This is a genomic window from Collinsella aerofaciens (assembly GCF_019131995.1).
GTDB lineage: Bacteria > Actinomycetota > Coriobacteriia > Coriobacteriales > Coriobacteriaceae > Collinsella > Collinsella aerofaciens_S.
On record NZ_JAHONA010000010.1, the window covers coordinates 13569 to 25737 of the forward strand.

Consider the following 12169-nt stretch of genomic DNA (forward strand, 5'->3'; position numbering starts at 1 on the left):
CCTGCGTTTTATTCAAAGCTTGCCGCCAAGGTGCGCCGAGCCTTTACAATAGGACAGTCCCAAGGACGTATTCGATAGCTTCCGCGCAGCACTCGCCCGCCGCGCGTGAAAGGATATATTGCCCCATGCCTTCAACCCTCCCCGCTCCCATCGATAAGCTCGCCATCGTCGTCGTTACGTACAAGCGCCAGGAACTCCTGGCCAACTTGTTCGACTCCATGACCGAGCTCACGGCAACGCCCTGGCGCATCGTGATTGTCGATAACGAGAATTCGCGCGAGACCGAGGCCATGTGCACCGCATTCAACGAGCGCTTGGCCAACCTGTGGGGCATCGACACCGAGCAGCCCGACGCGCAGGGCGGCACCGACCGCGTCATCTACGCACCGCAGCTCGAAAACGGCGGCGGTGCGGGCGGCTTCTCCGCCGGCACTAAATGCGCCTACGACCTGGGCGCCCAGTGGTTCTGGGTGATGGACGACGACGTGCTCGTCATCCCCGAAGGCATCGAGCGCTTGGCCAAGTGGACCGACCGCTACGATGTCATCCAGGGTTCGCGCCTGGACTTCGACGGCGGCGCGTTCTTTTGGCAGTACCAACTGATCCTTTCGCTCGGCATTCCAAACCCTGTCGCCAAGTGGGATCTGGGTCCCGAGGGCTACCGCACCATGAACCAGCTGTGCTTTGAGGGCGGCATGTTCTCGCGCCGCGTGGTCGACAAGATTGGCCTGCCCGACGCGCGCTTCTTTATCTACGGCGACGATGCCTGCTATGGCTACGTGGCCAGCCAGCACTTCCCCGCCGCCGTTGTTGCCGACGTGGTTCTCAAGCGCGCCCGCGCTGTCTCTAACTGGGATATCGCCGGCAAGCGCCAGCTCAACTCTACGAGCGACACCAACCGTTACTACATCATGCGCAACCGCGGTTATCTGGCCCGCTACATGCAGATCTACGGCGACTATCACCCCGTGCTGTTCCGTCTGGGCAACGCCGCGACCTTCTGCAAGGAATTTATTCGCCTGGCCGCCGTTGACAAGTGCTTTAAGACCGGAATTCCGGCGCTGCGCCGCGGCATGAAGGACGCCCGCAAGATCATCAAGGACCCCAACTGGAAGCCCATGCCGCCCATGAAGGACACCGAGTAACGGAAGTCGGAAACACCTCGGCGCTTAAAGCCGCTGGCACACCGTAGCCACATGCTGCCCATCAAAACCGAACCCCCAGCGCATGCGACCCACGCCGGGGCGTGGCACACGGATTTCGTCGATGCCGTCGCGCTCTATGTCGAGTAGCGACTGCACGGCCAGCAATTCCAGGCCCAGCGCATCCACATCGGGGTCATACATCAAGTTAATCGTTATCAGCGGGCGCTCGTCCAGCATGCCAATCGTGTCTGCTACGTCGAACACGGCACCCGTAGGGAAAACCTGGATGTCCCAGCGACCCGCGCCACACTTTCGCCTCGAGGCAGGATTGGCATAACCCGGCAAGCCAAAGCAGAGCCCCTGCAAGAGCAGATGATATGGCAGCGGCTTATCTGGGTCGGTCTCACCGATTCCAGCATCCCCCAGGATGCGGCTTAGCGCCCGCCTCACGGTATCCTCGTTCCCACGGCACAGCCCGTCGCGAAACGCATCGACGTCTCGAATGTCTTCGGCAGCGCACTCAAACCACTCAATAATCACTAGACGCAAGGCCTGGCGAAGCTCGTTATTGGGCAATCGCAAAGCACGGAGGCGATCGCCATGCTCTGGCTCCTCAGTCATATCCGTCGTGAGAAAACCGGACAGATACAGCGCTGTCCACATGCCATCGTCAGGCGAGAAATCTGGCTCTGCAGTGCCCAAACAAAGCGGGACCTCAGCGCACCCATGGGCCTCGAGCAAATCAAACAAGACCGAAAGGCGGTCGAGATTCCACCCGGCAACTACCCTACTCAGGCAATCCGCATACCCATACAGATCGGCGCGCACAGGCGCCGTGCAGCCTCGGTCCAGAAAACCGATCACGCGCGCCGGACTCGAGCAATAGGCCCTGCCAAACCGATATCCCTCGAGCCATTCACGCGCATCCTCCAGGTATTCCTCGCGCCCAGCATGATTCAACAGAGCCTGGACCTCGGCATCCGAAAAGCCGAAACAACGGTCACACCAGGTCGAAAGCGGCGTCGTCAGACAATACGAGCAGCCATGCAAAGAAAGCGCCGCTTCGGCAGGGCCGGGACATTCCCCCATCAGACACGTCAGCCGCAACGAATCGCGCGCAGTGGCAATGACCTCGAAAAGCACGCGATCAAATATCCCTGCCGGATCGGCGCCGGAAGCGACCCTCGCGCTCGCACGGCCCAACCACGCCGCGTCGTACCCATCAACGAGCAATACAACCTGCTCATCGCAGGCCATCTCCAGCAGCTCAATGAGCACGCCAAGCACCGAGGCGACCTCGTCCTCGCTCGCCGCGCCACGCGCAACACGTTCGATGTGACGCACCTTGTCTCGAGCTAAATCCGGAGCCTCCAAAAGCGCCAGCAGGCGGGCGCACTCGTCCGAAAGAGCATCGCGCACGACGTCGGCAATAGCGGCGCCACGCCTCGCAGCGCCAGAAAAATCCAGCGATATCACCGGATAGCAAGCGTACTCATCCCGATAGCGCCCGCCGTTCGCATCCCAAATCTGAGCATCGGCAAACAAACGCTGACCAGAGCGACCGACCGCTGGACGCTCCAGAAAAGCCCTGAGCATCGACAAGTTCATGCTCTTGCCAAAACCCTCGGGTCGACAGCACACCACAACGGACGCGTCGCAGTCCAACACATCGGCAATAAACATGGTCTTGTCAACCAGCATGCAGCAACCAAGGGCCTCCGCATAGTCGTGCATGCCAATGGGCAAAACCGCATCGTCGGCACAGCCGATCAAGCGCACGCCAAAGCCAGCAGCACAATCAACATTTGCCTGTTCAGACACCAAAACGTTCCCCCTAAATCGCTGCACGATGCCAATTGTAATGACCGCCTCGCGCGTACCGACGACGCCGGGCGAACATATCGGGCAACGGTAGCAACAAGAGGTGTGAGGGGGCATAACTAATCGTTGCACAACAAAACGGGGCCCGATGCATTCGCACCGGACCCCGTCCCAACTCTTTAGTTATCTAGCAACCAAGAGGCTACTCCTCCGAGCCGTCCTCCCCAGAAGCCTTCTTCTGCTGATCGAGCTTATGCTTACCACTTACGATAGACGTAGCGCCCAGCGTGGCCAAGCTTGCACTGGCAAGGCTCGCCATCACAATCAGATCGCCCGTCTTGGGCATGTTGCCACCCGAGGACTTGGTAGTTGTAGTCGTCGTGGTCGTAGTGGTCACCGTTTTGGAGTCATTTTGCTCCTGGACCTGGTTGTCAGCACCGCTCTTGTCGTCGTCTTCGGACTGTTTCTTTTCGCCCTCGGTCTTGCTCTCGTCCTTCTTCTGACCGGACTTGTCGCCCTTCTCATCAGAGCTAGAACCCTTATCGGATTCGGTCTTCTCGGAAGCCTTGTCCTTTGAGTCGCCCTTTGCGGCCTCGGTCTTTTCCATGGAAACCTGATCAGAGTTGTCCTTGTTCTGAGTCGAGCCATTATTGACGCCAGCCATCAGCGAAGAGCCCAGCGTAGAACCAAGCTGCACGGAGAAAGAAGGCTTCTTGTCCGGCGAAGCAACGGGAGCGTCCGGCGCCTTATTCGAGTCGTCCTTGGAATCATCGGAATCAGGCGTTACATCAGAGCCGGAGCCATTGTTAGAGCCGGTGCCAACGGACGAATCGCTCGAGCCGGTAGATGAGTTAGAGGTGTCAGCGTCGGTCGAACCAGAAGCGTCGCTGTCCGTATTGCCGACAGAGCTTGAAGACGAATCGCCCGCAGCAGAGCCGTTCGAATTGGAGCCGTTCGGGGCAGAGCCGTCGTTGGTAGTGCCGCCAGCAGAGCCATTACCGTCAGCATCGGTCGAGGGCGCATCCATCCTGTCATCGTTGACATCGTCACTCGAGCCGTCATTCGAATCAGGTGTCGGCGAGGGCGCCGGCGTAGGCTCGGGCTGCTCGGGCTTGTTGTCCTTCGCAGCGGCAGCCTCGTCCTCGGCGATATAGACCAGGCAGTCCTTTAGCTCGTTGCGGTAGCGGTTCTTCCAGCCCTCGTGGTACTGGGGCTGGCTTGCATACTTGGTCGCCACGTTATTGACCACGCTGCTGGAAAGCGCCGTCACAAACTCGCGGTCGGACATATCGTTGGAAAGATTCGCCCAGCGGAAAAAGTCCCTGCAGCCACCAGTGCCGCACATGTTGGTAATGCTCCACACCATGCCCTTGACGCAATCGGCGCGGCCCGAAATATCAATACCCAGGCCGCTCTTGAGCCACGCCTCGGTAACCGCATAGTACGAGTTGTACGCATAGGCATCTTGAAGTGCTGAGAACTCAACAGGATCGGTGTTGTACGCACCTTGGAAGGCATCCTGCGCGATATGGCCCAGCTCGGTGAGCTGTCCGTTCTCGTACATGGCATTGCTCGCGTTGGAAACCTCGCTGCCGCGATCAATCGCATCCTTGAGCATGCCGTACTTGGCAGAATCGTAGTTGTAAACCTGCTTCATAAACGGAATGAGCGACCAACGACGGTCGAACTGGTAATAGCCCAGCGCGTTGTAGCCGTCACCATACGAAAAGCCCTGGTTATAGTTGCCATGGCTCTCATATTTGGTGAAGTACTTCATCTCGGGAGTCACGTTGACAAACGAGACACCCTGAACCGACCTCAACACGCCCGAGAAGGACTGTTGGGTGTAAAGGCCCTTATCGATATCGGTGGCATCCGAGGCAACGCCCGGCGTGGGCTCCTCAGCAGCGGCGGGTGCCGGCGCGGAAACGGCGCCAAACGAAAGCGCCAGCGTCAGGCCCGCGACAATAGCAGAATGCTTGGGCTGCATAAGATCCTCCCTGCATTGGTGTAGTTAAAGTTCAGTTTGCAAAGATAAAAGTAAGTATTGCAGCTCGCCCGTTGTTACACAACAACCCCTCGGTAAACGGCAACAACCCTCCGCGAAATCTTAAGGAATTAAACAAACTGGTCGTCGGGCGCCATCAGAAGCTCGCCGTATCGCTCCATCAGCCCGTCCCTCAACTGACAGAAAGCGGGGATATAGACGTTCAAGATGCGCTGAATCAAATCTTGAGCGAGCTTGTTGTCGTAGATATGGACGTTCGTATTGCGGTCTCTGAGCATGTCTAGCCAGGCCGCCTCATCAATAAAGTCGTAGAATCGGTACGACTCCTTCAAGATGGCACGAGGAGACCCCGACGCGGCAAGCGTGGCGCCCTCATACTCGAGCAGACGCTTAAGGAGCTTCCAGCTAAGTTCAAATTGAAGATTGAACTTATTAATCAATCCACTCTGAACAAAATCATTGTTGAGATCCTGATTGGGCGCATCCTCAAGATTCGCCAAGGCGCTAACAAAGTTCTCATATTTTTTCATACAGAATCACACCATCCCTGGCAATCTCATCGAGCAATTGCTGCGATAGGGACTCGTCGAGATTGACGACATCTACATCTAAAAGAGTATCAAGATGTTCCTCGATCAAATATGAGAAACGGCCGAAATCCCGGCAACCTGCTACGGCGATGTCAATATCGCTCTTGGGCAAGTTGTCGCCTCGAGCACGAGAACCAAACAACACGACCTTCTCGGCGTCACATTCCCGAGCAAAAACTTCGATTTGCTTGTACACCTTGTCGAGAGATGCCATTTGCACCCCTACAGCTTGATGTCAAAGTTGATCTCGGGGACGGCGGCCAGGTCGGCCAACGTCACGCCGTCGACGTACTTTTCGATCACGTCATCCAGACCGCGCCAGAACTTGACGGTCGAGCACAAATCGCTACGGGTGCAGCTGTTGTCGATGCCATCGCACGCCACCGGAGCCGTGCTGCCCTCGACGGCACGCAGGATGTCGCCGGCACGCACCTCGGCCGGGTCCTTAGCCATCATGTAGCCGCCGCCCTTGCCGCGCACGCTCTTAAGCAGGCCCGCCTTCATAAGCGGACGAACCAGCTGCTCCAGATACTTTTGCGAAATATGCTCGCGGTCAGCGACCTCGCGAAGGGCAATCTTGCCCTCGGCGTCACCAAGCGCTGCGATATAGATCATCAGACGGAGGGCATAGCGGCCCTTGGAAGAAATGAGCATACCTACCCTCCCATCGCATCTGGGACAACATAACCAGGTTTGTTTGTCCCAAATTTAAAGTAAGTGGGACAAACACAACAGGTTATTTTGTCCCAGAATTTGAAAAGTCGAGTGGATTAGTCGGGTTTTCCCTTGACTAACGCCGAACCCATAGTAACTTTATTCCGAGAAGATTCCTAGGGTTTAGTACACCTATGAGTACACCATATACAGAGAGGGACAGCATGAGCGCAAATCCGCTGCTTTCCATCGAAGGTCTGACCGCCTCCGTGGACGAGAAGACCATCCTCCACAACGTCAACCTCAACGTCGCCGCCGGCGAGACCCACGTGTTGATGGGTCCCAACGGCGCCGGCAAGTCCACCCTCGGCCACCTGGTCATGGGCGACCCCGTTTACACGGTCAACGACGGCCGCATCGTCTTTGACGGCCAGGACATCACCGAGCTCACCACCGACAAGCGCTCGCGCGCCGGCCTGTTCCTGAGCTTCCAGGCCCCGGTCGAGATTCCGGGCGTGCCGCTGTCGAGCTTTTTGCGCGCCAGCATCGCCGGCCGCCCCGGCCTGGAGATGAAGGGCAAGGAGTTCCGCCGTCGCGTCAAGGAGCTCGCGGCCGAGCTCAACATGGATACCGCCTACCTCAACCGTGAGCTGGGCGTGGGCTTCTCGGGCGGCGAGAAGAAGAAGGTCGAGATGCTCCAGCTTTTGCTGCTGCAGCCCAAGCTCGCCATCCTGGACGAAACCGACTCAGGCCTGGACGTCGACGCCCTGTCAACCGTCAGCCACGGCATGGACGCCTACCGCAAGAGTTGCGACGGCTCCATGCTCATCATCACGCACAACACGCGCATCCTGGAGCACCTGGATGTCGACCGCGTCCACGTTATGGTCAAGGGCCACATCGTGCGCGAGGACGACGCCTCGCTCATCCCCTGGATCGACAAGAACGGCTTTGAGACCTTCGAGCGCGAGGCCGCCGAGCAGCGCACCCAGGTCGAGGCCGCCGCTGCCGAGCAGCAGGCGTAAAGGGGCGACGCAATGACCAAGAACCGCACCGAGGTCGCGGACATCGACCGCAGCCTCTACGACTTCACCTATGGCGAGGAGGGATTCGAGCGCCTCGACGCCGGCATCACGCCCGACATCGTGCGCGAGATCAGCGCCAAGAAGGACGAGCCGCAGTGGATGCTCGACCTGCGCCTCAAGTCCCTCGAGATCTTCAACCGCTTCCCGGATCCGACGTGGGGCCCCTCCATCGAGGGCCTGGACATGGACAACATCGTCACCTACGTCAAGCCCAACACCGACCAAAAGCACGACTGGGAGTCGGTGCCCGACGACATCAAGAACACCTTTGAGCGCCTAGGTATCCCCGAGGCCGAGCGCAGCTACCTGGCGGGCGTCGGCGCGCAGTACGACTCCGAGCTCGTCTACCACAACATGCAGGACACCGCGTCCAAGATGGGCATCGTCTACTCCGGCATCGAGGAGGCCCTGCACGACCCGCAGTGGGAGCCGCTCATCCACGAGAAGTTCATGACGCTCATCCCGCCCACCGACCACAAGTTTGCGGCCCTGCACGGCGCCGTGTGGTCGGGCGGCTCGTTTGTCTACGTGCCCAAGGGCACCAAGTTGGACTTCCCGCTGCAGAGCTACTTCCGCCTTAACGCCAAGGGCGCCGGCCAGTTTGAGCACACGCTCATCATCGTCGAGGACGATGCCGACCTGCACTTCATTGAGGGTTGCTCCGCGCCCAAGTACAACGTGGCCAACCTCCACGCCGGCGCCGTCGAGCTCTTTGTGGGCAAGCGTGCGCACCTGCGCTACTCGACCATCGAGAACTGGTCCAAGAACATGTACAACCTCAACACCAAGCGTGCGCGCGTGGACGAGGACGGCGACATCGAGTGGATCAGCGGCTCCTTCGGCAGCCACGTGGGCTACCTCTACCCCATGAGCGTGCTCAACGGCCGTCGCGCCCGCTCGAGCTTTACCGGCATCACCTTTGCCGGCGCCGGGCAGAACCTCGACACCGGCTGCAAGGTCGTGCTCAACGCGCCCGAGACCTCGGCAACCGTCGAGACCAAGGGCATCTCCAAGAGCGGCGGCATCCAGACCTTCCGCAGCTCCATCGTGGCCACGCCCAAGGCCGAGGGCTCCAAGGCAACCGTGAGCTGCCAGTCGCTCATGCTCGACGACCAGAGCCGCTCCGACACCATCCCCGCCATGGACATCCGCGCCAAGAATGTCGACATCGGCCACGAGGCCACCATCGGACGTATCGGCGACGACAAGGTGTTCTACCTGATGAGCCGCGGTATCTCGGAGGAAGAGGCCCGTACCATGATCGTCAACGGCTTTGCCAACCCGGTCTCCAAGGAGCTGCCGTTGGAGTACGCCGTCGAGATGAACAACCTGATCAAGCTCGAGATGGAAGGAGCGATCGGATAATGAAACAGACCACCAACACCGCTGCTACCACCCTTGAGCAGGTTAATGCGATGCCGGCTGCCACTTGGGGTTGGCTCAAGATGAACCAGACCAAGCTTGAGCTTTCGGACGAACTTGCCGCCGCCCCCGCCGAGGCCGTTGAGGTTGAGGGCCTGGACGAGCAATTTGCTGGCGCTGCCGACGCGTTTAACGCCGCCATGGACGCCATGGCCGAGCGCTTCCCCGAGCGCCGTGCCTCCGCCCCCGGCGACGCCGCCGACCGCGCACGCATCACGCCCGAGACCGAGCTCGACGTGCCCGCCACCTCCGTCTACCAGGCCAGCGCCATCAAACTCGAGGAGGAGCTCTCCCCTGCCGAGGCCTTCGAGAGCGGCATGGGCGAGGCTGCCTACACCTATCTGACCGACCACGCCACCAAGTGCATCGTCATCGACGTGCCCGCATACCAGCACGCCACGGTTACCGTGCGCGTGAGTGGCATCGACGCGGCTGCCGCCATCGCCGCTATCGATGTCGTCGCCCGCCCGCAGGCAACGCTCGACCTGTGCATAGCCCTGGACTCCCCCGTTGCCGGCCAAGGCGTCGTGGGCTCCGTGCTACGCGTGTGCGCCCACGAGTACGCCACCGTCAACGTAACCTGCACGCAGACGCTCGACGATAGCTGGATCGCGCTCGACGACACCGGCCTGTTCCTGGACGAGGGTGCGCGCGTCAACGTGCAGCACACCGTCCTGGGCGCCGGCGCCAGCGCCACCGGCCTTGCCGGCGACCTTCTAGGCGATACCGCCAAGGTCACCATCGATACTGACTACCTGGGCGCCCGCGAGCAGGTGCGCGACTTTAACTACGAGCTGCGCCACCGCGGTCGCAAGACCGAGTGCGAGATCGACGCCAACGGCGTGCTGACCGGCACGTCCAAGAAGGTCTACCGCGGCACCATCGACCTCGTGCACGGCTGCAAGGGTGCAACCGGCACCGAGCGCGAGACGGTGCTTTTGGCCAACAAGGGCGTCGACAACAAGACCGTCCCCGTCATCCTCTGCGACGAGGACGACGTCGCCGGCAACCACGGCGCCACCATCGGCCACGTCCGCGACGAGCAGTTGTTCTACCTCGCCTGCCGCGGCCTTGACCAAAACGCCGCCGAGGACCTGTTCATCCGCGCCAAGTTGGAGGATGCTGCGCTTTCCGCCACTGACGAGCGCACCCGCGCCGCCGTCGTCCGCTTGGGCAACAACCTGATCGACAACTTTGAAGAGGAGCTCGCATGATCGACACCGAGCACGTTAAATGCGACACCTGTACCGCACCGGAGCCTATGGAGCTCGACGCCAGCGACGAGGCCTCGCGCGGCTGGCCTACCGTCGACATCGAAACCAATCCCTACAAGGCGCAGTTCCCGCTGTTCCAGCAGCACCCCGAGATCGCCTTCCTCGATAGTGCCGCCACCGCCCAGCGCCCTGCCTGCGTGCTCGACGCCGAGCGCGACTTCTATCAGCGCATGAATGCCAACCCCCTGCGCGGCCTGTACTCGCTGTCCGTCGAGGCCACCGAGGCCATCGCGAAGGTCCGCCAGCAGATCGCCGACCTCATCGGCGCTCCCCAGGCCAACGAGGTCGTCTTCACCCGCAACACGAGCGAGTCGCTCAACCTGGTCGCCAAGAGCTTTGCGCCCACAGTGCTCGAACCGGGCGACGAGGTCGTTATCACCATCATGGAGCACCACTCCAACCTAATTCCGTGGCAGCAGGTCTGCCGCGAGACCGGCGCCAAGCTCGTCTACCTCTACCCCACCAAGACCGGCCAGCTCACCACCGAGGAGGTTCTTGCCAAGGTGGGCCCCAAGACCAAGATGCTGGCCGTGGGACAAGTCTCCAACGTGCTAGGCGTCGAGAACCCGGTCAAGAACCTCGGCAAGCTCGTGCACAAGTACGGCGGCTACCTGGTCGTCGACGGTGCGCAGTCGCTGCCGCACATGCCGGTCGATGTGGCCGACCTGGGCGCCGACTTCTTTGCCTTTAGCGCACACAAGGCCATGGGCCCCATGGGCATTGGCGTGCTGTGGGGCAAGATGGACCTGCTCAACGCCATGCCGCCCATGCTTACCGGCGGTGAGATGATCGACTCGGTCACCGAGCAGGATGCCGTCTGGGCGCCCGTCCCCGAGAAGTTCGAGGCCGGCACGCAGGACGCCGCCGGCATCTTCGCCACGGGTGCGGCACTCGACTACCTGGTCAACACGGTGGGTTACGAGAACATCCAGGCACGCGAGCAGGCACTCGTCCACTACCTGATGGGCGAGCTCATGCAGCTCGACTTTGTCCAGATCATCGGCTCCATCTATTGGGACAACCACCACGGCGTTGTAAGCTTTAACGTCAAGGGCATCCACCCGCACGACGTCGCGAGCATCATGGACATGGACGGCGTCTGCATCCGCGCCGGCCACCACTGCGCGCAGCCGCTGCTCACCTGGCTGGGCGTCGAGAACCTTGCTTGCTGCCGCGCCAGCGTGGCCTTCTACAACGACAAGGCCGACATCGACAAGTTCATCGCCGGCCTGCATCACGTTTGGAGCACGTTCAATGGGTAATCTGTACACCTCCATCACATTTATGGAGCACAACTCGCACCCCGACTATAAGTACGAGATGGATGCTCCCACGCACGAGCACGACGGCATCAACCCCAGCTGCGGCGACGAGCTCACCTTGCAGCTGCGCGTCGAGAACGGCGTGATCGAGGAGGCCTCCTTTACCGGCCACGGCTGCGCCATCAGTCAGGCCAGCGCCGACATCATGGCCGACCTCATCACCGGCGAGACCGTCGAGGAAGCTCGCCGCCTAGCAGAGCTCTTCCTCGCCATGATCCGCGGCGAGAAGCTCTCCGAGGAGGACCTGGAAGACCTGGACGAAGCCGCCCAGCTCCAGGACATCTCGCACATGCCCGCCCGCGTCAAATGCGCCGAGCTCGCCTGGCGCACCCTCGACGGCATGCTCGAGGGGCAAACAAACCAGTAGTTTATGCCCCGAATCCAAGTTTTTTGATTGCCGAGCCGCCCGATACGGGCGGCTCTGTTTTTACCTAATGAGCGCGAACGCACAAAGTCCGCGCGTCCGGCGCCCCGTCTGACATTTGCTACACAGCCAGACGCGAGCACGGGCGTTTTCCACAGCACCAAAGGCCTGCGGCAGGGCCCCGGGCCCGCCAAGCAATGCGCCAAGCCCCGTTCTGCGAAGCCCCGACTCACTTCGCGCCTGCCGCAGACGGGTACCATAGGGAGCGGCGTGCATTTTTGCGAGTATTCAGCATGCAAAGCTGTGTGCATACGCATCGGAAGCGTTAATCAACGTCTTTAGGCGCATATATATTGTGTTTTAGAACAGACATCGCGGTCTGACGGGACGCAGGCACGTGCTTCAAGGGCGCAACGACAGGGATCAATAGCTTCGGGGCCCGCATGTTGCAAGATTGCGGCGGTGCCGACAGCACCACGATGCT

11 protein-coding genes are annotated in these 12169 nt (G+C 60.6%); 6 read left to right on the forward strand and 5 right to left on the reverse strand.

Annotation, left to right across the window (positions count from 1 at the left end):
• Positions 1 to 125 precede the first annotated feature (125 nt).
• A complete protein-coding gene (locus KSY82_RS04635; RefSeq protein ID WP_217750375.1) occupies positions 126 to 1145 on the forward strand; it encodes a glycosyltransferase in 1020 nt (339 codons plus the stop codon).
• 24 nt (positions 1146 to 1169) lie between these two features.
• Here the strand turns inward: KSY82_RS04635 and KSY82_RS04640 are convergent, their stop codons facing one another.
• From KSY82_RS04640 to KSY82_RS04660, 5 genes are all read right to left on the reverse strand, one after another.
• Entirely contained in the window at positions 1170 to 2966 is a 1797-nt protein-coding gene (locus KSY82_RS04640) for an AAA family ATPase (RefSeq protein WP_217750376.1), read from the reverse strand.
• Positions 2967 to 3168: 202 nt separating this feature from the next.
• Complete coding sequence (locus KSY82_RS04645; RefSeq protein WP_217750377.1) at positions 3169 to 4956, reverse strand: VgrG-related protein; 1788 nt, start codon at positions 4954 to 4956, stop codon at positions 3169 to 3171.
• Positions 4957 to 5084: 128 nt separating this feature from the next.
• Positions 5085 to 5504 (reverse strand): HI0074 family nucleotidyltransferase substrate-binding subunit, encoded by a 420-nt coding sequence (locus KSY82_RS04650; protein ID WP_055286557.1) that lies wholly within the window; start codon positions 5502 to 5504, stop codon positions 5085 to 5087.
• Positions 5491 to 5778, reverse strand: a complete 288-nt coding sequence (locus KSY82_RS04655; RefSeq protein WP_006235563.1) for a nucleotidyltransferase family protein — start codon at positions 5776 to 5778, stop codon at positions 5491 to 5493. The genes KSY82_RS04650 and KSY82_RS04655 overlap by 14 nt, the downstream gene beginning before the upstream one ends.
• Positions 5779 to 5786: 8 nt before the next feature.
• Positions 5787 to 6218, reverse strand: a complete 432-nt coding sequence (locus KSY82_RS04660; protein WP_055310594.1) for an RrF2 family transcriptional regulator — start codon at positions 6216 to 6218, stop codon at positions 5787 to 5789.
• A gap of 224 nt (positions 6219 to 6442) precedes the next feature.
• Between KSY82_RS04660 and sufC the strand changes: the two genes are divergently transcribed.
• From sufC to sufU, 5 genes are read left to right on the forward strand one after another with little or no spacing between them, the layout of a single operon-like run.
• Positions 6443 to 7243, forward strand: coding sequence for a Fe-S cluster assembly ATPase SufC (gene sufC, locus KSY82_RS04665; protein ID WP_217750378.1), 801 nt, complete (start codon positions 6443 to 6445; stop codon positions 7241 to 7243).
• 12 nt (positions 7244 to 7255) lie between these two features.
• Entirely contained in the window at positions 7256 to 8668 is a 1413-nt protein-coding gene (gene sufB, locus KSY82_RS04670) for a Fe-S cluster assembly protein SufB (RefSeq protein ID WP_022094821.1), read from the forward strand.
• Positions 8668 to 9939, forward strand: a complete 1272-nt coding sequence (locus KSY82_RS04675) for a SufB/SufD family protein (protein ID WP_217750379.1) — start codon at positions 8668 to 8670, stop codon at positions 9937 to 9939. Before sufB ends, KSY82_RS04675 begins: the two co-directional genes overlap by 1 nt.
• Positions 9936 to 11261, forward strand: coding sequence for an aminotransferase class V-fold PLP-dependent enzyme (locus KSY82_RS04680; RefSeq protein WP_217750380.1), 1326 nt, complete (start codon positions 9936 to 9938; stop codon positions 11259 to 11261). Before KSY82_RS04675 ends, KSY82_RS04680 begins: the two co-directional genes overlap by 4 nt.
• On the forward strand, positions 11254 to 11688 hold the full coding sequence (gene sufU, locus KSY82_RS04685) for a Fe-S cluster assembly sulfur transfer protein SufU (RefSeq protein WP_217750381.1): 435 nt from the start codon (positions 11254 to 11256) through the stop codon (positions 11686 to 11688). The genes KSY82_RS04680 and sufU overlap by 8 nt, the downstream gene beginning before the upstream one ends.
• Positions 11689 to 12169: the final 481 nt, after the last annotated feature.

What these genes read in the sequence shown, in the direction of transcription:
- sufB (WP_022094821.1), top strand. Translation starts at nt 7,256, where the DNA reads ATGACCAAGAACCGCACCGAGGTCGCGGACATCGACCGCAGCCTCTAC.
- KSY82_RS04650 (WP_055286557.1), bottom strand. Translation starts at nt 5,504, where the DNA reads ATGAAAAAATATGAGAACTTTGTTAGCGCCTTGGCGAATCTTGAGGAT.
- KSY82_RS04675 (WP_217750379.1), top strand. Translation starts at nt 8,668, where the DNA reads ATGAAACAGACCACCAACACCGCTGCTACCACCCTTGAGCAGGTTAAT.
- KSY82_RS04660 (WP_055310594.1), bottom strand. Translation starts at nt 6,218, where the DNA reads ATGCTCATTTCTTCCAAGGGCCGCTATGCCCTCCGTCTGATGATCTAT.
- KSY82_RS04635 (WP_217750375.1), top strand. Translation starts at nt 126, where the DNA reads ATGCCTTCAACCCTCCCCGCTCCCATCGATAAGCTCGCCATCGTCGTC.
- sufC (WP_217750378.1), top strand. Translation starts at nt 6,443, where the DNA reads ATGAGCGCAAATCCGCTGCTTTCCATCGAAGGTCTGACCGCCTCCGTG.
- KSY82_RS04655 (WP_006235563.1), bottom strand. Translation starts at nt 5,778, where the DNA reads ATGGCATCTCTCGACAAGGTGTACAAGCAAATCGAAGTTTTTGCTCGG.
- sufU (WP_217750381.1), top strand. Translation starts at nt 11,254, where the DNA reads ATGGGTAATCTGTACACCTCCATCACATTTATGGAGCACAACTCGCAC.
- KSY82_RS04680 (WP_217750380.1), top strand. Translation starts at nt 9,936, where the DNA reads ATGATCGACACCGAGCACGTTAAATGCGACACCTGTACCGCACCGGAG.
- KSY82_RS04645 (WP_217750377.1), bottom strand. Translation starts at nt 4,956, where the DNA reads ATGCAGCCCAAGCATTCTGCTATTGTCGCGGGCCTGACGCTGGCGCTT.